The following is a 20,153-nucleotide window of genomic DNA, read 5'->3' on the forward strand; positions in this document are numbered from 1 at the left end:
TAAAAATATCCGATTAGGGGCGTTTCAAATTGAATAAAAAAGAAAAGTTAATCCATCTCCATCATTGCCGCGGGGCAGGATGGAAATCAATCCAAACAATCATGTCCAAAGACCCGTCATTATCTTCCCTGTTCACGACGGATTACGTTGAATGGGCAAAAATGCTCCCTATCCCTTCAAATAAGCTTAACCTCTTTTTCAAAGATTTACATTCACTCAATACCATCGATAAACTTAAAAATTACGAAGATAGCCAAATCCATTGTTTGACGATCTTCGATGATGAATATCCTTTTTTGCTGAAGCAAATATTCGATCCTCCGTGGGTTCTTTATTATAAAGGTGATACGAAGCTTTTAACAAGGAAGAATACGCTAGGTGTTGTTGGAACACGTAAGCCAACCTCGTATGGTCTGGAGGCCTTAAAATCGATTCTATTACCGCTTGTAAAGAAAAAGTTCGTGATCATAAGCGGAGTGGCGGCTGGAATCGATGCAGAGTCACATAAGATCACATTAAGGGGAGGCGGAGATACGGTTGGGGTTTTAGGAGGGGGGCTTATGCAAATATATCCGAAATTCAATGTTACCCTTGCTAAAGAAATCATCAATAAAGGCCTGCTTATATCTGAGACTCCACCGGAAATGAAGGCGGAACCTTGGATGTTTCCGCTTAGGAATCGAATCATCAGTGGATTATCACAGGGAGTATTCGTGGTCGAGGCAAAAGAAAGAAGCGGTTCCCTTATTACGGCACAAGCTGCTTTGGAACACGGCAGGGAGGTATTTGCGCTTCCAGGCAATGTTACGAGCCCTGAATCACTGGGGACCAATCAATTGATTTCCGATGGTGCCAAACTTGTTTTGAGTTACAGGCAGATCGAGGAAGAGTTTTGAACAATATAATATAGAAGATAGACGGAGAATCAAACGGGAAAAAAGAAAAAAAGGTGCTTTTTTAGAAGGATGGGTTGAATTATTAGACAAAAAGGTTGAAAATATTGTAAAACTGTTATAAGTTTTGCAAATGGCACCTCTTGTCAAAATACCTATTAATAAATGAATCAGCATGCTTTGAAAAGTAAAGAGGTGTTGACAAATGATTTTTGAATGATTAATAATAGTGAAGATTTATATTACCTCTTTGAGGAGGATTTATTGGATGTCAGAATACTTAGTGATTGTGGAATCGCCCGCAAAGGCGAAAACAATAGAACGTTACTTGGGAAAAAAATATAAAGTAAAGGCTTCCATGGGGCATGTTCGAGATTTGCCTAAAAGTCAAATGGGTGTCGATGTTGAACATGAATATGAACCTAAATATATAACTATCCGCGGCAAAGGCCCGGTTTTAAAAGAATTGAAAACCGCTGCGAAAAAAGCGAAAAAAATTTATCTCGCGGCTGACCCCGACAGGGAAGGGGAAGCCATTGCCTGGCATTTGGCTCACAGTCTTGATGTTGACGTTAACTCAGATTGCCGCGTGGTATTCAACGAGATCACGAAAGAGGCTATCAAAGAATCATTTAAATCGCCGAGGCCAATAAATATGAAATTGGTTGATGCCCAGCAGGCAAGAAGGATCTTGGATCGTTTAGTCGGATACAATATAAGCCCGCTTTTGTGGAAAAAGGTGAAAAAAGGCTTAAGCGCAGGACGGGTCCAATCGGTTGCTGTACGGATGATCATTGACCGGGAGAAGGAGATCAAAGATTTTATCCCGGAAGAGTATTGGACAATCAAGGCTGATTTTGTAAAAGGAAAAGAACAGTTTGAAGGTTCCTTCTTCAGCCTTGGCGGCGAGAAGAAGGAATTAAATACCGAAGAGGACGTCAAAAAAGTGCTCGCTTCTTTAAATGGCGGCGAATTTACGATAGGAGCTGTGGCTAAAAAGGAAAGAAGGCGCAATCCAGCTTCCCCTTTTACAACTTCTTCCCTGCAACAGGAAGCGGCACGTAAATTGAATTTCCGTGCAAAGAAAACCATGATGCTTGCTCAGCAGCTTTATGAAGGAATCGAGCTTGGCAAGGAAGGTACAGTCGGGTTAATCACTTATATGAGAACCGATTCAACCCGGATTTCCGATGTTGCGAAAGAGGAAGTCCATACCTTCATTCAAAATAATTATGGTAAAGATTATGTTCAGGTTGAACAGCGCAAGGAGAAAAAACAAACTAATGCCCAGGACGCCCATGAAGCAGTCAGGCCAACAAGCACATTACGTGAACCGGGTGTAGTCAAGGAGTTCTTATCCAGAGATCAATTCCGTCTTTATAAATTGATATGGGAACGATTCGTTTCTAGTCAAATGTCTTCGGCAGTCATGGATACGATGAGCATCGACCTGCATAACGAAGATGTCATCTTCAGGGCAAATGGTTCAAAAATTAAATTTCCGGGTTTCATGAAGGTATATGTTGAAGGGTCCGATGACTCGGTGGAAGAAAAGGAAAATGCACTTCCGGATGTGAAAAAAGGAGATCAATTCTTTTCAAAAGATATCGAGCCGAAGCAGCATTTCACACAGCCTCCGCCCCGATATACTGAAGCCCGTCTTGTCAAAACCCTAGAGGAACTGGGAATAGGCCGTCCTTCTACATATGCCCCTACCTTGGATACGATTCAAAAACGGGGCTATGTTACCTTGGATAATAAACGGTTCATCCCGACAGAGCTTGGTGAGATCGTTCTTGAATTGATACGCGAATTCTTCCCGGATATTCTTGATGCAGAGTTCACTGCCAAGATGGAACAGGAATTCGACAGCGTCGAGGAAGGCAGTATCGAATGGATAAAGGTCATTGATGAATTTTATAAAGAATTTGCAGTTCATCTGGCTAAAGCCGAAGTCGAGATGGAGAAAATTGAAATTAAAGATGAACCTGCTGGTGAAGATTGCGTGGAATGCGGACATGGGATGGTCTTTAAGATGGGGCGTTATGGAAAGTTCATGGCATGCAGTAATTTCCCGGATTGCCGTAACACAAAGCCAATCGTTAAAGAAATCGGTGTCAAATGCCCAAAATGTAAAGAAGGAAACATCATTGAAAGGAAAAGTAAAAAACGCCGCATATTTTACGGGTGTGATACCTACCCTGGATGTGACTTCATATCATGGGATAAACCATTGCCGCGGAGTTGTCCAAAATGTGAAGGTACACTTGTTGAGAAAAAACTCAAAAAAGGCGTCCAGGTCCAGTGTATGGATTGTGATTTCAAAGAAATGCCCCAAGCATAGAAAAGACCGTGAAATCGTTTACTTTCCCTGTGAATTATCGAAAAACCCTAAATATAAATTGACTCGGCATCTGCCGGGTTTCTTTATGTTCAGGAAAGTATGATATCATGATAATATGTGGATTCGCTTCCAAGAAGAAAATGGATAAAGCTTGAAACTTTTTTATTTAGGCCATGTGATGTAAAATTCAGTGGACAAGTACATTCTTTTAAAGATATAATTCCTATTTGCGTCCGTTACCCTTTTTAAAAAGATGGATTGCAGGAAGAATGCCGGCTTTGTGGCATATGCTTTAAAATTATCGTTAGCAGGAATGAGTATTTCGGGTATAAATACATAGATATCGTTAAAAATGAAAATTTTATGAAAGCAGTTTTAATGATAAATGATCCTGTCTTATCATATCTATACATGGAGGTTCGAAAAATGAAAGAAACAAAAGTAAGTGTAATCGGTGCTGGGCTTGCCGGAAGTGAAGCGGCGTGGCAGTTAGCTAAAAGAGGAATTAAAGTCGATCTATATGAAATGCGCCCTGTAAAACAAACGCCAGCCCATCATACCGATAAATTCGCTGAACTTGTTTGTTCCAATTCACTTCGGGCAAATACTTTAACAAATGCAGTTGGTGTATTAAAAGAAGAAATGCGTATCCTGGATTCGGTCATCATGTCCGCAGCAGATGCTTGTGCTGTACCGGCTGGCGGTGCTTTAGCTGTTGATCGTCATGAATTTGCCGGTCTTGTTACGGAAAGGGTCAAAAATCATCCAAATGTGACGGTCATTAATGAAGAAGTGACGGAAATTCCGGAAGGTCCTACCGTCATTGCAACCGGTCCGCTTACAAGTCAGTCACTATCTGACAGCTTAAAGCAAATCATGGATGAAGAATACTTGTACTTCTATGATGCTGCCGCGCCAATTCTTGAAAAAGACAGCATCAACATGGATAAAGTATATTTGAAATCCCGTTATGATAAAGGGGAAGCAGCTTATTTGAACTGTCCGATGACGGAAGAAGAGTTTGACCGCTTTTATGAAGCATTGATCGCTGCTGAAACAGTACCACTTAAAGAATTCGAAAAGGAAATCTTTTTTGAAGGCTGCATGCCCATTGAAGTGATGGCATCACGAGGGAAGAAAACAATGTTATTTGGTCCATTGAAGCCAGTTGGCTTAGAAGATCCAAAAACGGGAAAACGTCCTTTTGCAGTAGTTCAATTGCGTCAAGATGATGCGGCAGGAACACTTTACAATATTGTTGGTTTTCAGACACATTTGAAATGGGGGCCGCAAAAAGAAGTATTGCAGCTTATACCTGGTTTGGAAAATGCGGAAATTGTGCGTTATGGAGTTATGCATCGAAACACATTCATAAACTCACCTAATGTATTGAAGCCTACGTATCAATTCAAGAATCGGGATGATTTATTCTTTGCCGGTCAGATGACTGGTGTCGAAGGGTATGTAGAATCTGCTGCATCAGGACTTGTTGCAGGTATCAATGCTGCAAGGATCGTCCAAGGATTGGAGCCTATCATATTCCCTGCGGAGACGACGATGGGCAGCATGGCAAGGTATATAACGTCGACGAATGGTAAGAGCTTCCAACCGATGAATGCCAACTTTGGATTGCTTCCAGACCTAGAAGTGAGAATCAAATCAAAAAAAGAGCGGAACGAAACGCATGCTAAACGCGCTTTGGACACAATTCAGAACTTTGTGAAAAATTTGTAAAATATTTGCCTGCTGTTTTAAAGTATGATACTATTTATTAGCCTTTGCGAGGTGTTTCCATGATTAATCAAAAAAAGGCATTATCATCCTTCATCGAATATTTACAGATTGAAAAAAACAGTTCACAATACACCATTGAAAATTACAAACGTGATATTCACGAATTTTTTCTGTTCCTTAATGAACAGGGCATTGAGGATATCACGTCCGTTGAATATTTTGATGTCCGGTTATATTTAACGAATTTATATGAGAAAAACCTTTCTAAGCGCACTGTAGCAAGAAAAACATCTTGCTTGCGGAGCCTTTATAGATTTTTACTACGTGAAGGTGATGTGAAAGATAATCCTTTTTCTTTGGCTTCTTTACCTAAAAAGGATCAAAGACTGCCACGTTTTCTTTATGAGAAGGAAATGAATCAGTTGTTTTCTTCTTTAAAGAAGGATTCACCGATAGGAATAAGGAACAATGCCTTACTGGAATTATTGTATGCTACAGGAATTCGTGTAAGTGAATGTTGTGAGATTAAACTGCAGGATATCGATCTTTCCTTAGGGACGGTACTGATCCATGGAAAAGGAAAAAAGGATCGCTACGTTCCGGTTGGTAGCTATGCACAGGAAGCGATAGATTTATACATACGTACAGCCAGGATGGAATTGACTTCGTCTGACGCCAAGGCGCATGTTTATTTATTTGTTAATTTTCGTGGAGACCCTCTGACACCTAGGGGAGTTCGCTATATATTGAATGAATTGATTAAAAAGTCAGCCGCAGATGGAAGTCTTCATCCCCATATGCTAAGGCATTCGTTTGCTACACACCTATTGAATAATGGGGCGGACATTCGCACGGTTCAAGAATTGCTTGGTCATTCTAAAATTTCATCAACGCAAGTGTATACGCATGTTACAAAAGACCAATTGAAAAAAGTCTACAATGCATCACATCCGCGGCCTTAAATGTTGAAAGGGGACACTTTATGACAACGATATTTGCAGTGCATCATAAAGGTGAATGTGCCATGTCCGGTGATGGGCAGGTTACTTTAGGAAATTCAGTAGTGATGAAGCATACGGCGAGGAAAGTAAGAAAAATCTTTAATGGTAATGTCCTTGCAGGTTTTGCAGGTTCCGTTGCAGATGCATTCACTTTATTTGAGATGTTCGAAGCTAAACTTGAAGAGTATAATGGCAATCTTCAGCGCGCTGCCGTCGAAATGGCAAAGCAATGGAGAAGTGACAATGTATTGAGAAAGCTGGAAGCCATGCTAGTCGTGATGGATAAGAACCATTTGCTGCTCGTTTCGGGCACCGGGGAAGTAATTGAACCGGATGACGGGATTCTCGCCATAGGATCGGGTGGGAATTATGCACTGGCTGCCGGCAGGGCATTAATGCGGTTTTCCAGTGACCAATTATCGGCAAAGGAAATCGCCCAATCATCTTTACAAATTGCAGCGGAAATTTGTGTATTTACGAATACGAATATAATCGTGGAAGAGTTGTAAGGAGGAGCGCAAATGTCAAAAAAAGCTAATTTAACACCGAGGCAAATCGTTGAAAAACTGGATCAGTATATCGTAGGGCAGCGTGAGGCAAAACGGGCAGTGGCAGTGGCTCTTCGGAATCGCTACCGACGTTCCCTTCTCTCGGATCAACTTCGTGATGAAGTCGTTCCGAAGAATATATTAATGATTGGACCGACAGGCGTTGGGAAAACAGAAATAGCTCGGAGAATGGCTAAATTGGTAGGTGCTCCTTTTGTAAAAGTTGAAGCAACGAAATTTACGGAAGTCGGGTATGTCGGCCGGGATGTTGAGTCGATGGTTCGTGATTTGGTGGAGACTTCCGTCCGCCTCGTGAAGGAAGAAAAGATGGTCAGCGTAAAGGAGCGGGCAGAAGAAAATGCAAATCGCCGCTTAATAGAACTTTTAGTGCCATCAACAAAAAAACAGAGTAATTTCAAGAATCCTCTTGAAGTCTTTTTTGGAGGCAATAACAATCAAGACGAACAGGATTCTGAAGAAAATTCCGAAGATTTAAGTTTGCAGGAAAAAAGAAAAACCGTCGCTGAAAAGCTGGCTAACGGTGAGTTAGAAAGTGAAATGATAACGGTCGAAGTGGAAGAACAGGCTGCTTCGATGTTTGATATGCTCCAAGGTTCGGGAATGGAACAAATGGGGATGAACATGCAGGACGCTTTAGGAAGCTTGATGCCGAAAAAAAGCAAGAAGCGCAAATTGAAAGTAAGTGAAGCAAGAACCGTTTTAACAAATGAAGAAGCGGCAAAATTGATTGATATGGATGAAGTCACTTCCGATGCAGTATACGGGGCTGAGCAAAATGGGATTATCTTCATCGATGAAATAGATAAAATTGCCAGTAAGCAATCTGGAAGTTCATCAGCGGATGTATCAAGAGAGGGTGTCCAAAGGGATATCCTGCCAATTGTTGAAGGTTCGACAGTAGTGACTAAATATGGTTCAGTTAAAACGGATCATGTCTTATTCATTGCTGCAGGGGCCTTTCACATGGCTAAGCCATCCGACCTTATCCCTGAATTGCAAGGTAGATTCCCAATTCGTGTAGAATTGAACAAACTGACTGTAGATGACTTTGTACGGATTCTTCATGAACCGGATAATGCCTTGTTAAAACAATATGTTGCTTTATTAGAAACTGAAGGTATAGAAATTGAATTTTCTGACGATGCTGTTCGTAAGATAGCTGAAGTGGCCTTCGAAGTAAATCAAAACACAGACAATATTGGTGCAAGAAGACTTCATACCATTTTGGAACGGTTGCTTGAAGACTTATCTTTTGAAGCTCCGGAAATAACGATGGAGAAGATTACAATTACGCCCCAATATGTCGAAGGTAAGCTTGGTTCTATCGCCCGGAACAAAGATTTAAGCCAGTTTATCCTTTAATTAAGAAACAATCTTGGCAATGATTTGCCTACGCAATGAACATAAAATTACGGAAATACAACTTCATAGTTATTGTGAACCATGGTATTTTTAGGAGGAACAAATCAAATGAACTTATTAGCAAAAACAAGAAAAATCAATGCAATGCTCCAAAAAGCAGCAGGTAAAGCAGTTAACTTCAAGGAAATGGCTGAAAGTTTAAGTGAAGTTATCGAAGCGAATGTATTCGTCGTCAGCCGCCGCGGGAAATTACTTGGCATAGCGGTAAGTCAGCAAATTGAAAACGAACGCATGTACAAAATGTTGGAAGATAAACAATTCCCTGAAGAGTACACAAAAAACCTGTTCAATATTCCTGAAACCTCTTCGAATCTTGATATCGAAAGCGAATATACTGCTTTCCCAGTCGAAAACAAAGAGCTTTTCGCAACTGGATTAACGACGATCGTACCGATTATGGGTGGGGGAGAACGTTTAGGAACATTGGTTCTTGCCCGATTACAAGAAAAATTTCATGATGATGATTTAATTTTGGCTGAATATGGTGCGACAGTAGTCGGTATGGAAATCCTGCGTGAAAAATCAGAAGAGATAGAAGAAGAAGCTCGTAGTAAAGCTGTCGTTCAAATGGCAATTTCCTCGTTATCTTACAGCGAATTGGAAGCTATTGAGCACATTTTTGAGGAGCTTAAAGGTAATGAAGGTCTGCTTGTAGCTTCCAAAATTGCAGACCGTGTCGGCATTACCCGTTCCGTTATCGTAAATGCTCTACGGAAACTGGAAAGTGCCGGAGTCATTGAATCCCGCTCACTAGGAATGAAAGGTACTTATATCAAAGTATTGAACGATAAATTCCTTCTTGAATTAGAAAAGCTTAAAAATAATTAACATACTAAAAAAGCAGTCCTTTAAAAAGGGCTGCTTTTTTTTTGTGGTATTTGGATCTGTTGCTTTCTGGGACTAATAAGCAAAAGCGGGTGAATGTCAGGGGGAGAAAGGAAAAAGAGGTAATTCGAATTAAATGGAAATATGAATATAGGCTTGGTTTCTATTAGAATTGAAAAAATAGTTAAATTTTTCTTAAAAAGAGGAATTATATTATTATAACTGTTGCAATAGTGAAAATGAACGTTGTTATAACTTTTAGATTGCTAAAATTCTATGGATAACGGGTTTAAGCTATTAGGGAATTTTGTCGAATAAATCAGCGTTTTGAAAAAAACGTTTTTTTTCAAAAAAAGAAAAAAGGCAGTAAGCCTTTGTTTTCTTATAAATCCTTTATTTTAAAGGGTGAAATCAACTAAATTGAAATAATCAATTGAAAGTAAATGTGAAAATTAGTTCTAAAGTATCAGGTATATAGGTTTGTTTTTCGGTATGATATAAAAGCTAATAGAAGTAAAATTTGGTTAATATGTAGAATATCATATTAAAATGTAATATTACGTAATATTAACCATGTAATCATACTAATAAAAACGACAAACTTGAACAAGTTATGACAAATTTCGACGATAATAGGTCTAAAGTCTATGTATTGTTTATGGACATAGTTATAATGTTTCTTTAAAATTAAAAACGTAATGTACTGGGTTAATTTATTGATAATGTAATTATTTGTAAATTATAGAAAGAGGTGATCGATGTGGAGTTATTTTCAAATACTTTTCAATCACTAGAAAATGCCCTTAATTATTCTAATGTAAAACAAAAAGTCATTTCACAGAACATAGCCAACTCGGATACGCCTAATTATAAAGCCAAAGAGGTCAAGAAAACACAATCCTTTAAGGCAGAGCTGGAATCTTACCTGGAGTCATATCGTACCGATGAACGGCATTTTACTTTCAAGTCAGAGGGGAGTCATACTTCTCAGATCGTGACGCAGAAAAATGTCCGATATAACAATAATGGAAATAGCGTGGACGTTGATAAGGAAATGACGGAGCTTGCAGCCAATCAGATTTATTATAATGCAGTGACCGACAGGCTTTCAGGTAAGTTTCAATCATTGCAGAATGTAATTAGAGGAGGTAAGTGATGGGAATCTTCCAAAGTATAAACATGACCGGATCCAGCCTGACGAGTCAAAGGGTAAGGATGGATGTAATCTCTGCTAATATGGCTAATGCCGATACGACTAGGGCGGAATATGACGTGGAATCGAAAACATGGAAGCCGTATACAAGAAAATCGGTTGTGCTGCAAAGTAAGGAAAACGGTTTTTCAAGTTTCTTAAACGCAGCATCCCAAAAAACGAGCGAAGTAGGGAATGGAGTGAAGGTGACTGGAATAGTAAAAGATAAAACACCTTTTGAACTGGATTACAATCCCGAACATCCTGATGCCAATGAAGATGGTTATGTTGAAATGCCAAATGTCGACCCGCTTCGGGAGATGGTTGATTTAATGAGTGTCACACGTTCATACGAAGCAAATGTGACAGTTTTAAATGCATCAAAGGGAATGATGATGAAAGCTTTGGAAATTGGAAAATAAAAGTTTGAAAGGAGATTGTTGATATGGAGGGGATTTCTCTTTCTACAGTGAACAATGCAAGTAATGTATTGAAAAAAGATCAAAGCAATACTAATACACCATACGAAGCACACCGAAATTTTGCGTCGGTATTAAAAGAATCAATTAATAAAGTCAACGGAACACAAGTGGCATCTGATGATCTTACAACCAAATTGGTTAATGGAGAGGATGTTGAGCTACATTCGGTGATGATAGCTTCACAAAAAGCCAGCGTTACCATGCAGGCTACATTAGAGGTTCGGAATAAGGTTGTGGAAGCCTACCAGGAAATGATGAGAATGAGTATATAGCATTCATTTTTTAACCTCATTATATAGAGAAAAATGACCAGGGGGAAAAAATCCCCCAATCATAAATTCATACACTGACCGGGGGATTTAAATGAATGAAGTACTAGTGAATTTTAAAAACAAAATAACTGCTTATTGGACGGGCCGCAGTAAAAAACAAAAATTCATGATGATTGGTTCAGCAGCATTAATTATCATCATCATTACGGCAGTTTCAATTTTAACCACGCGTACGACGCTGGTGCCCTTATATTCCAACTTAACTCCATCGGAAACGGGGAGCATTAAAGAAAATTTAGACAGTCAAGGGATTATGAATGAAGTTTCTGAAAATGGAACGACCATAAAAGTTCCAGAAGAAAAACTGGATTCTCTTAAAGTGGAACTGGCAGCAGAAGGAATTCCGGAATCTGGCAGTATCGACTATTCCTTTTTTAGTCAAAGTGCTGGTATCGGAATGACTGAAAATGAATTCAATGTCATTAAACTGGACTCGATGCAAACGGAATTGGCCAGTTTAATAAAAAAGATTGATGGAGTAGAAGATGCCAGTATAATGATCACTCTTCCTGATAAAGGAGTTTTTGTCAGTGATTCAGCTGGGGAAGCTTCAGCATCCATTGTATTGAATACGAAGCCCGGCTATAAATTTGAAGAAAGTCAAATCAATTCCCTTTATCATCTGGTCTCAAAAAGTGTTCCGAATCTCCCTACAGATAATATCGTCATTATGAACCAAGAGTTTGAGTACTTCGATCTTGAAAATGAAAATTCTTCTTTCGCGTCCGCATTTGCCACCCAAAATGAAATAAAAAAAGAAATAGAACGTGATATTCAAAGACAGGTGCAAAATATGCTTGGAACGATTATGGGGAGAGACAAAGTGGTTGTTTCAGTCACGGCAGACATTGATTTTACTCAAGAAAATCGGGAAGAGAATTTAGTTGAACCGGTCGATGAAGAAAATATGGCTGGAATTGAGATTTCTGCGCAAAGGATCAATGAATCGTATAGTGGGGACGCAGCAGGTGCAGGAGGCGTTCCGCAAAGTGAGGATTCCTCAGATTCATTGGGATCCAGTTACGTTGAAGGCACTAACGGATCCGGTGATTATGAAAAAGTGGATGAAACGATAAATAGTGAAGTGAACCGAATCAAGAAAGAAATAGTCGAAAGCCCATATAAAGTTAAGGATTTAGGTATTCAGGTCATGGTCGAACCACCCACCGCTGACGATCCGAATTCTTTATCTCAACAGAGTGTGGAGGATATTACACAAATCCTTGGTACGATAATACGCACGACAATCGAGAAAAAAGCTGAAGGGGAAGAACTGACGGACGAGGAGCTTAATAATAAAATTGCGATTTCCGTCCAGCCGTTTAACGGGAAAATGACGTTGCAAAAAGGTGAAACGAATCCTTCGTTACCAATATGGGCATACATCGTATGCGGAGTGCTAATACTTGCCATTATCATTCTCTTAATCTTATTCCTCCGATCCCGAAAGCAAGCTCAAATGGAAGAGGAGTACGTGGTTGAAGAGGAAGAAGTCGTATTCGATGTTCCGGATATGAACAAAGAGAAGGAAACGGAAGCATCTTTAAAAAGAAAACAACTGGAGAAGCTTGCAAAAGAAAAGCCAGATGAATTTGCAAAATTATTAAGAAGCTGGATAGCAGAAGACTAGGAGGCTTTAGAAAGTGACAGATAGAAAAAAAAAGGCCGGATTGACTGGCAAACAGAAAGCTGCCATCCTCCTTATTTCCTTAGGCCCGGATGTTTCTGCATCCGTATATAAGCATCTTTCTGAAGAGGAAATTGAGAGATTGACCCTTGAAATTTCGGGAGTGAGAAAAGTGGACTCCCATGATAAAGAAGAAATTCTGGAAGAATTCCATAATATTGCTTTAGCACAGGATTATATCTCGCAGGGCGGGATAGGATATGCGAAGCAGGTACTTGAAAAGGCATTAGGTACTGATCAGGCAACCGCCATCATTAACCGTTTAACATCATCCTTGCAGGTTCGGCCATTCGACTTTGCACGAAAGGCAGAACCTGGACAGATCCTGAATTTCATCCAGAACGAGCATCCGCAGACCATTGCATTAATCTTGTCTTATCTTGATCCCACACAGGCTGGACAAATATTGTCTGAACTTCCGCAAGAGGTGCAGGCTGATATTGCAAGAAGGATTGCTTTAATGGATAGCACTTCTCCGGAAATCATCAATGAAGTGGAGCAAATACTCGAAAGGAAACTTTCTGCGACTGTAACCCAAGATTATACACAGACAGGTGGAGTGGAAGCTGTAGTAGATGTATTGAATGGTGTTGACCGCTCAACGGAAAGAACGATTTTGGAGGCACTTGAAATCCAAGATCCGGAGCTTGCTGAGGAAATCAAGAAACGAATGTTTGTTTTTGAAGATATCGTTACCCTTGATGGCAGAGCGATTCAGCGAGTAGTCAGGGAATCTGAAAACGAAGATCTTAAACTTTCTCTTAAAGTGGCTAGTGATGAAGTGAAGGAAATCGTTTTCAAAAACATGTCAAAACGTATGGTTGAAACCTTCCAGGAAGAAATGGAATATATGGGGCCAGTACGATTACGTGATGTAGAAGAAGCACAATCAAGAATTGTTGCCGTCATTCGGCATCTGGAAGAAACTGGAGATATAGTGATTGCCCGCGGCGGAGGGGATGATATCATTGTCTAGGATTATCAAATCCCAGCAGGCTAACCAGGAGAAAAGCAAAAAGATTGCAATAAAAGTTCGCCCTTTCGACTTTCTTCAAAATGATGATGCAGATGAGCGGAAAAACCTTCATTATATTCAATCTGATGAATTTCTCAATGATGCTAAACAGGAAGCGGAAACGTTATTGCTCGAAGCTAAACAAAAGGCCCAAGCAATTGCTGCTGAAATCCAGCAAGACCGAGAACAATGGGAGAATCAAGAAAAAGCAATGTTTATTGAACAAGCTCAAAAAGAAGGGTATCAGCAGGGAGTCGAAGATGGGATCCAAAAGGGTTATAACGAGATTGCAGCGGAAATAGCCTTCGCAAAAGAAGTGGTAGAGTCCTCTAAAAAAGATTATCGGCACAATATCGAATCATCTGAAACCGTTATTCTGAATCTTGCCCTGAAGGTGGCAGAGAAAATTATCGGGCAACAGTTTGAAAAAGATGAAGAGTCTTTTTTATCCATAGTCAAAAGAGCCATCAAAGAGGTGAGGGATTACCGTGAAGTGCAATTGCATATCCATCCGATCCAATATCAATCGATTCTTTCTCATAAAGATGAGTTGATGGCAATCTTTCCGAAAGATACTGAGTTGTATATCTTTCCGGATGATGAGCTTGAAGCAGGCAGCTGTATCATCGAATCGGAAAACGGAAGGATGGACGCCAGTGTCGACAGTCAGCTGAAGGAAATAAAAGTGAAACTAACTGAATTGCTGGAAGGGGAGTAAAGATGAAAACTAGAGACCTAATGCCCTTAGTTGATGAAGTTGATCCATTCAAACACTATGGACGGGTCAAATGTGTCGTGGGGCTAATGATAGAATCTCAAGGCCCTGAAAGCTCTGTAGGTGATGTTTGTTATATCTATACAGGTATACAAAAAAAGAAAAATCGAATCTTAGCTGAAGTTGTCGGTTTCCGTGATGAAATGGTTATTTTAATGCCATTTACAGCAGTTAGTGATATTGCACCGGGTTGTATCGTGGAAGGGAGCGGACGGAGCCTTGAGATAAAGGTGGGAAGCGGGCTAATTGGCAAAGTAGTCGATCCATTGGGACATCCCATTGATGACTCACTGCTTCCAAAAGGTCTCGCGACAATTTCTGTGGATCAAGATCCGCCGAATCCGATGAAACGACCTCCCATTAATGAACCGATAGATGTAGGAGTTCGGGTGATTGATAGTTTATTAACAGTTGGAAAAGGACAGCGTGTTGGTATCTTTGCAGGGAGCGGTGTCGGGAAAAGCACGTTGCTTGGTATGGTAGCAAGGAATACGACGGCTGACTTAAACGTAATCGGTCTTATTGGAGAACGCGGCCGTGAAGTTCGAGAATTCATTGAGAAAGATCTTGGACCAGAAGGGCTGGCACGATCAATCGTTGTAGTGGCGACATCTGACCAGCCAGCGTTGATGAGGATAAAGGGTGCTTTGACGGCAACTGCCATCGCGGAGTATTTTCGTGATAAGGGATTGAATGTGATGCTGATGATGGATTCGGTCACGAGGGTTGCGATGGCCCAGAGGGAAATTGGGCTTGCTATCGGGGAACCGCCGACGACCAAAGGGTATACGCCATCCGTTTTTGCCATCCTTCCAAGGTTACTCGAAAGAACGGGAACAAATCAGTTGGGGACCATTACAGCTTTTTATACGGTACTAGTCGACGGTGATGATATGAATGAACCGATTGCTGATGCTGTCAGGGGAATTTTGGATGGTCACTTCATCCTAGACCGTAACTTGGCCAATAAAGGACAGTTTCCAGCGCTCAATGTATTAAAGAGCATTAGTCGTGTCATGAACAATATTGTTGGTGACAAGCATAAAAATGCCGCAGAAAAATTGCGGGCAAGTTTATCAACCTATATGGAGTCGGAAGATTTGATTAATATAGGAGCTTATAAGAAGGGTTCTTCCAAACAAATTGATAACTCGATTACACGCTATCCGGAAATCATTTCATTTTTGAAGCAAGGAACCCATGAAAAATCTTCCAAAGATAATAGTATCAACGCCCTTGTCGAATTGATGGAGAAAGGTGATTAATAATGATTTATCAATATAAATTCGAGAAGATGCTGACCATCAAAGAAAAAGAAAAAACCGATGCACTAGCTAAATATAATGCTGCTTTAAAAAATTTTGAAGAAGTGGCAGAAAAGTTATATAAGCTTTTAAAGAAAAAAGAAGAGTTGCTTGAGTTTCAACAGGAAAAGCTGCGAAATGGATTATCCGTTCAGGAAATTCGTCATCATCAGTTATTTATGGACAACTTGGAAAAACTCTTAAGCCACTGTCAACAGGAAGTCATTGAAGTGCGATATAAGATGAATAATCAACGGGATATATTAATGGAAAGAAATATTGAGGTTAAAAAGTACGAGAAATTGAAAGAAAATGGTTTTCTTAAATTCCTCGATGTCATTAAGGAAGCTGAGAACAAACAAATGGATGAAATATCTATCCGGCAATTCTTAAGCAAAGGCGTAAGGTGATGGAATGCGTAAAAAAAGTGAATCTAATGGATTGGAAGAATTGGAAGAAAGCAAGATAAGTAAGTTTCAATGGTTTCTTGTCATCTTCATTCCATTAATCTTTGCGGTAACTGTAGCGTTGATCGTTTTTACAGTTGCAGGGGTGAATGTAGTGGAAAAGGCAAAGGAAATGTCTGCGAAAATACCCTTCATTGAATCGGATCAAAAGGATGAAGAGAAGGGGAAGCCAGCCAAGAATGATGAGAAAGTTTCCATGAAACTCGAAAAATTAGAAACCGAGATTGAAAACAAGGAAAAAGAGATAGAAAAGCTTGAGGGCATCATTGATACACGTGACAAGGCCATTGCAAAGGCAGAAGCGGAAAAACAGCAGCTTCAAACAGAAATGAATCAATTTAGGGATAGTCAGAATAATAGTAAACAAGCGTTTAAAGATATAATCCGTACTTATGAAACTATGGCTCCCAAGAAGGCTGCACCTATCATTATGGAAATGAATGATGAAGATGCAGTGGAGATTCTCTCAAGTATGAAAGCAGTCACTTTAGCTAAGGTTTTGGAGCAAATGAATACGGCTGATGCTGCAAGGTTAACGAAGAAACTAACGGAACAAAGTTCTTAAGTGGAAAGAGTGAGAAGGTGAATATATGAATTCAGCGATTAATTCTTTACTTCCCTTGGCATCATTAGGTCTAAAGGTACCAGTTAAGCCAAATCAGCAAACTGATTCAGAGTTTGGTTCAGTCCTTCAATCAGCCATTGGGACAGAACCTCCCATTCCATCGGATATAGGCGCCATCACCGAAGGACAAATGTCTGTAATAAAGGATTTGCTTGGTTTTTTGAAACTTGAAAGGCTAAGTGAAACAGGGGAAGAGAGTGCAGCCGTTGCCCCTTCTGTAAATCAACAAGACCACAACCTTATTTTACAGGTCCTAAAAAATGTAGGCAGAAATGATGAGGGTGCCCTTGATGATTTCTTTGGGAGCATCGAGGATCTGGATTTAGAACAAGAAGTGGATGACTTCAGCCTGAATCCACAAAGTTTGTTATCAGCCAATGTCATGGATCTGTATACCATCCTGAAAAAAATTACTGTTTTGAGCGAAGAAAAATGGCATGACCCCTCATTATCCGGTGTGGTGAATCTTTTGAAGCTGGTGAAAATTCAAGATCTTCTCTCGGAAAATAAGGATATGACCCTAGATGAAGCGGCCATCCAGAAACAAATGAAACACCTGCTTGAAGGGTTAACGGGAAAGTTGGAGAGATGGCTGTCCAATCAGTCAAAAGCAGAACCTGATCAATCCTACACTCTGGAGAAAGGGCAAACTAAAACATTAGAAACATTGAAAAGTGCATACTCGCAATTATCCGGGAGTGACAAGGGAAATAAAGACGGGACAGTAAGCAGCGGTGTGACTTTGCAAAGTCCGGATAGTGGTAAACATCAAGGGACTGGTATGCCTTTTCTCATGACAAAGCTGGAGCAATTCGTCTTGGCAGCTCCCAAAGGTGAGCAAACTGTCAGTCAAGAAGAGTTTGTTAAACAATTTGAAAATATTTTGAGTAAGGCGAACTTTAGCGGAACTAACGGTGTAAATAAACTTTTGATCAGAGTGACTCCTGAACATTTAGGGTCCCTAAGAATCGAGTTGATTCAAAAGGATGGTATGCTGTCAGCCAAGATTATGGCCTCTACTGCTCAGGCCAAAGATATGCTGGAGAATCAGATTCATGGCTTAAAACAAGCCTTTAGCGGACAAAACATTCAAATTGAAAGAATTGAAATATCACAGGCCTTCAATGCTTTTAACTCTGAGAAATTCAGCCATAAAGATGCTGATGAACATAATGATCAACAGGAGAGTAAGGAAGAAAGCAATGATGAAACGGAAAGCGAGTTTACGGGATCCCTTGCCGATGCTCTGTTAAATCTGGAAGTGTAGGTGAAAAAATGACGACCATCGATACGTCACTATTATTATCAAAATCTCAAACTGAAAACAGAAAAACTGGGGATGCATTAGGAAAGGATGATTTCTTGAAATTGTTGCTTACCCAGCTTCAAAATCAAGATCCGTCAAGTCCGATGGACAATACGGAATTTATCGCCCAAATGGCCACTTTTTCTTCTCTCGAACAGATGATGAATATGGGAGTCCAAATGGAAGAAATAATCGGGATCAATCAACAAAATAGTTTAATGAACTATAACTCTTTTGTCGGTAAGGAAGTCACTTGGCACAAATTGGATGAAGGCGATGATGACCTTGCGATAGAAGAAGGGAAAGGCATCGTTAAATCGATCCAATATAAGGGTGATGGTGTTTATTTTCTTTTAGAAGATGGCACAAAGCTTGAACCCGCAAATATTTCAGCAATGAAACAACCAAGTTCCACGTCGAATAGCTTGACGGCGGCAAGTGAATTAATAGGCAAGCGTGTTTCCTGGATGGACGATAAAAATGGTGAGTCGTCTGCTGTCGTAATCTCGGTATCCATGAGTAATGGCAAGCTGGAAATTGAAGTGGATGATGAAAACAACACCAAGTTATCATCAGAGCAATTGATAAAAATCGCTGAAGGTTAAGGGACGGGAATATGAATGAACTTGGTTTTCAAACAAATTCCGCTCAGCTTTTGCCACAACCTCATTGGCTTAATGCTTTTGAAAGTCTTGCTGGATCATCTGCCTTTGCCTTAACGGTAATTTTGTTAGTAAGCACGAAAAACAACAAGGTCATCACGGTCATGGACAGGGATGAAGCAACATCACAAATCTTCACGAACATCAATGGAACCATAATTTTAGATAAATAGGCTGGACCTGGAATAGGGAGCCTCGACTGTGGCATGACGGAAGCAGTCGATATATGAAAGGGGAGCTTTACATGCTTCGTTCAATGTATTCGGGAATAAGCGGATTAAAAAACTTACAAACAAAATTGGATGTAATCGGTAATAACGTCGCCAATGTCAATACATATGGTTTCAAAAAAAGCCGTGTGACATTCAGCGATGCGATGAACCAAACGGTATCTGGTGCAAGTGCAGCAACAGCCAATAAAGGCGGAACCAATTCTAAACAAATTGGATTGGGCTCCACGATAGCTACAATCGATACGATCCATACACAGTCAAGCCTGCAAACCACCGGCCGCGATCTTGATTTAGGAATATCTGGTGATGGCTATTTTGTCGTCAAGCAAGGCGATTCTCTTTCATATACACGTGCAGGAAACTTTTATCTGGATGATAACGGTACACTTGTCAACGCGAATGGGTTGAAAGTACAGGCTTACAAGGTTGATGAAAACGGTAAACGATCAAAAACGATTGGCGACGTTGCTGTTAACGTCAATGCGATTTTACCTGCCATTGCCACTACTAAAATATCAGTAAGTGGAAATCTAGCTGCTGACGCAATTGATGGTACCGTATTTAGCCAGCAAATGAAAGTTATGGATGAAAATGGTAAAGAACAAACGACAAATATTTATTTTCAAAAAAACGGTGATGATAAATGGGAGCTTTTTGATGAAGAACCTGCTGCTTTGGGAGATACATCAACAACTAAACCAAAACCGTTCACTTCGGTGAATTTCGATGCAAATGGTCAGATAGTGGCAGCTGATAAAACCCATTCAGGTCAAACCATTAACATTTCAAGCGGCAAAGAGGATGACTCGGATACAGCAGTTGATGAAAGCGTGCAAAAAGTTAATTTGGATTTTGATTTCTCGAACCTTACTCAAGTTAAAGGTTCCACTACAGCTCTTGTCAATCCAGATGGTAATAAAGAAGGAAAACTGGAAAGCTTTAATATTGGCGCATCAGGGGAAATAAATGGCGTTTATTCCAACGGTCTGATCACAACCTTAGGCCAACTGGCCGTCGCCAAGTTCTCCAATGCATCAGGCTTGACGAAAACGGGTGGTAACACTTTTCAGGAATCAATCAATTCAGGTACTGCAAACATCAATATCGCAGGTGAGGGGCGTGGTGTGATTGCATCAGGTTCATTGGAAATGTCCAACGTGGATTTATCCGAAGAGTTTACTGAAATGATCGTTGCACAACGTGGTTTCCAGTCGAACTCCAGGATCATCACGACGTCGGATGAAATTTTACAGGAATTGGTTAACTTAAAACGATAGGTTAAGGG

Annotated in this window: 19 protein-coding genes and 1 pseudogene; all 20 read left to right on the top strand. The window is 40.2% G+C overall.

Annotated features, from left to right (window positions below; all coding sequences use genetic code 11):
• Positions 1-29 precede the first annotated feature (29 nt).
• On the top strand, positions 30-896 hold the full coding sequence (dprA, locus tag MKY17_RS08285; RefSeq protein ID WP_286177003.1) for a DNA-processing protein DprA: 867 nt from the start codon (positions 30-32) through the stop codon (positions 894-896).
• Between the two features lie 265 nt (positions 897-1,161).
• Entirely contained in the window at positions 1,162-3,237 is a 2,076-nt protein-coding gene (gene topA / locus MKY17_RS08290) for a type I DNA topoisomerase (RefSeq protein WP_098371029.1), read from the top strand.
• A 426-nt stretch (positions 3,238-3,663) separates the two neighbouring features.
• The gene (gene trmFO, locus MKY17_RS08295; protein ID WP_063231875.1) at positions 3,664-4,971 is read left to right on the top strand and encodes an FADH(2)-oxidizing methylenetetrahydrofolate--tRNA-(uracil(54)-C(5))-methyltransferase TrmFO; all 1,308 of its coding nucleotides are present in this window, start codon (positions 3,664-3,666) and stop codon (positions 4,969-4,971) included.
• 59 nt (positions 4,972-5,030) lie between these two features.
• A complete protein-coding gene (gene xerC / locus MKY17_RS08300; protein WP_098371028.1) occupies positions 5,031-5,933 on the top strand; it encodes a tyrosine recombinase XerC in 903 nt (300 codons plus the stop codon).
• Between the two features lie 20 nt (positions 5,934-5,953).
• Positions 5,954-6,481, top strand: coding sequence for an HslU--HslV peptidase proteolytic subunit (hslV, locus tag MKY17_RS08305; protein ID WP_057278409.1), 528 nt, complete (start codon positions 5,954-5,956; stop codon positions 6,479-6,481).
• 12 nt (positions 6,482-6,493) lie between these two features.
• A complete protein-coding gene (gene hslU / locus MKY17_RS08310) occupies positions 6,494-7,903 on the top strand; it encodes an HslU--HslV peptidase ATPase subunit (protein WP_098371027.1) in 1,410 nt (469 codons plus the stop codon).
• 108 nt (positions 7,904-8,011) lie between these two features.
• Positions 8,012-8,791 carry a GTP-sensing pleiotropic transcriptional regulator CodY gene (gene codY, locus MKY17_RS08315; protein WP_057278408.1) on the top strand — a complete coding sequence of 260 codons (780 nt, stop codon included), beginning with the start codon at positions 8,012-8,014 and terminating at the stop codon, positions 8,789-8,791.
• Between the two features lie 757 nt (positions 8,792-9,548).
• Positions 9,549-9,944, top strand: coding sequence for a flagellar basal body rod protein FlgB (gene flgB / locus MKY17_RS08320; RefSeq protein WP_098371026.1), 396 nt, complete (start codon positions 9,549-9,551; stop codon positions 9,942-9,944).
• Positions 9,944-10,402, top strand: coding sequence for a flagellar basal body rod protein FlgC (flgC, locus tag MKY17_RS08325; RefSeq protein WP_098371025.1), 459 nt, complete (start codon positions 9,944-9,946; stop codon positions 10,400-10,402). The genes flgB and flgC overlap by 1 nt, the downstream gene beginning before the upstream one ends.
• 23 nt (positions 10,403-10,425) lie before the next feature.
• Positions 10,426-10,734, top strand: coding sequence for a flagellar hook-basal body complex protein FliE (fliE, locus tag MKY17_RS08330; protein ID WP_098371024.1), 309 nt, complete (start codon positions 10,426-10,428; stop codon positions 10,732-10,734).
• Positions 10,735-10,825: 91 nt separating this feature from the next.
• Complete coding sequence (gene fliF, locus MKY17_RS08335; protein WP_098371023.1) at positions 10,826-12,424, top strand: flagellar basal-body MS-ring/collar protein FliF; 1,599 nt, start codon at positions 10,826-10,828, stop codon at positions 12,422-12,424.
• Positions 12,425-12,437: 13 nt separating this feature from the next.
• Positions 12,438-13,457, top strand: a complete 1,020-nt coding sequence (gene fliG / locus MKY17_RS08340; RefSeq protein WP_098371022.1) for a flagellar motor switch protein FliG — start codon at positions 12,438-12,440, stop codon at positions 13,455-13,457.
• Positions 13,450-14,214 (top strand): flagellar assembly protein FliH, encoded by a 765-nt coding sequence (gene fliH, locus MKY17_RS08345; RefSeq protein ID WP_098371021.1) that lies wholly within the window; start codon positions 13,450-13,452, stop codon positions 14,212-14,214. Before fliG ends, fliH begins: the two co-directional genes overlap by 8 nt.
• Positions 14,215-14,216: 2 nt before the next feature.
• Entirely contained in the window at positions 14,217-15,536 is a 1,320-nt protein-coding gene (gene fliI / locus MKY17_RS08350; RefSeq protein WP_098371020.1) for a flagellar protein export ATPase FliI, read from the top strand.
• Positions 15,537-15,538: 2 nt separating this feature from the next.
• Positions 15,539-15,985 carry a flagellar export protein FliJ gene (gene fliJ / locus MKY17_RS08355; protein ID WP_098371019.1) on the top strand — a complete coding sequence of 149 codons (447 nt, stop codon included), beginning with the start codon at positions 15,539-15,541 and terminating at the stop codon, positions 15,983-15,985.
• Between the two features lie 4 nt (positions 15,986-15,989).
• Positions 15,990-16,607: a hypothetical protein gene (locus MKY17_RS08360; protein ID WP_098371018.1), complete on the top strand. Its 618-nt coding sequence runs from the start codon at positions 15,990-15,992 to the stop codon at positions 16,605-16,607.
• Between the two features lie 25 nt (positions 16,608-16,632).
• Complete coding sequence (locus MKY17_RS08365; RefSeq protein ID WP_098371017.1) at positions 16,633-17,934, top strand: flagellar hook-length control protein FliK; 1,302 nt, start codon at positions 16,633-16,635, stop codon at positions 17,932-17,934.
• Between the two features lie 8 nt (positions 17,935-17,942).
• Positions 17,943-18,578, top strand: a complete 636-nt coding sequence (gene flgD, locus MKY17_RS08370; protein WP_098371016.1) for a flagellar hook assembly protein FlgD — start codon at positions 17,943-17,945, stop codon at positions 18,576-18,578.
• Positions 18,579-18,700: 122 nt separating this feature from the next.
• Positions 18,701-18,808: pseudogene (locus MKY17_RS08375) on the top strand (flagellar protein); the annotation flags it as partial.
• Positions 18,809-18,879: 71 nt separating this feature from the next.
• Positions 18,880-20,145: a flagellar hook protein FlgE gene (locus MKY17_RS08380; protein ID WP_098371014.1), complete on the top strand. Its 1,266-nt coding sequence runs from the start codon at positions 18,880-18,882 to the stop codon at positions 20,143-20,145.
• Positions 20,146-20,153: the final 8 nt, after the last annotated feature.

This window comes from Peribacillus sp. FSL P2-0133, from assembly GCF_037975445.1.
GTDB classification, from domain to species: Bacteria; Bacillota; Bacilli; order Bacillales; family DSM-1321; genus Peribacillus; species Peribacillus simplex_E.

Excerpts from the sequence above, each read along its gene's own strand:
- topA (WP_098371029.1), top strand. The coding sequence starts at position 1,162 with ATGTCAGAATACTTAGTGATTGTGGAATCGCCCGCAAAGGCGAAAACA.
- trmFO (WP_063231875.1), top strand. The coding sequence starts at position 3,664 with ATGAAAGAAACAAAAGTAAGTGTAATCGGTGCTGGGCTTGCCGGAAGT.
- xerC (WP_098371028.1), top strand. The coding sequence starts at position 5,031 with ATGATTAATCAAAAAAAGGCATTATCATCCTTCATCGAATATTTACAG.
- hslV (WP_057278409.1), top strand. The coding sequence starts at position 5,954 with ATGACAACGATATTTGCAGTGCATCATAAAGGTGAATGTGCCATGTCC.
- hslU (WP_098371027.1), top strand. The coding sequence starts at position 6,494 with ATGTCAAAAAAAGCTAATTTAACACCGAGGCAAATCGTTGAAAAACTG.
- codY (WP_057278408.1), top strand. The coding sequence starts at position 8,012 with ATGAACTTATTAGCAAAAACAAGAAAAATCAATGCAATGCTCCAAAAA.
- flgC (WP_098371025.1), top strand. The coding sequence starts at position 9,944 with ATGGGAATCTTCCAAAGTATAAACATGACCGGATCCAGCCTGACGAGT.
- fliE (WP_098371024.1), top strand. The coding sequence starts at position 10,426 with ATGGAGGGGATTTCTCTTTCTACAGTGAACAATGCAAGTAATGTATTG.
- fliF (WP_098371023.1), top strand. The coding sequence starts at position 10,826 with ATGAATGAAGTACTAGTGAATTTTAAAAACAAAATAACTGCTTATTGG.
- fliI (WP_098371020.1), top strand. The coding sequence starts at position 14,217 with ATGAAAACTAGAGACCTAATGCCCTTAGTTGATGAAGTTGATCCATTC.
- fliJ (WP_098371019.1), top strand. The coding sequence starts at position 15,539 with ATGATTTATCAATATAAATTCGAGAAGATGCTGACCATCAAAGAAAAA.
- MKY17_RS08360 (WP_098371018.1), top strand. The coding sequence starts at position 15,990 with ATGCGTAAAAAAAGTGAATCTAATGGATTGGAAGAATTGGAAGAAAGC.
- MKY17_RS08365 (WP_098371017.1), top strand. The coding sequence starts at position 16,633 with ATGAATTCAGCGATTAATTCTTTACTTCCCTTGGCATCATTAGGTCTA.
- flgD (WP_098371016.1), top strand. The coding sequence starts at position 17,943 with ATGACGACCATCGATACGTCACTATTATTATCAAAATCTCAAACTGAA.
- MKY17_RS08380 (WP_098371014.1), top strand. The coding sequence starts at position 18,880 with ATGCTTCGTTCAATGTATTCGGGAATAAGCGGATTAAAAAACTTACAA.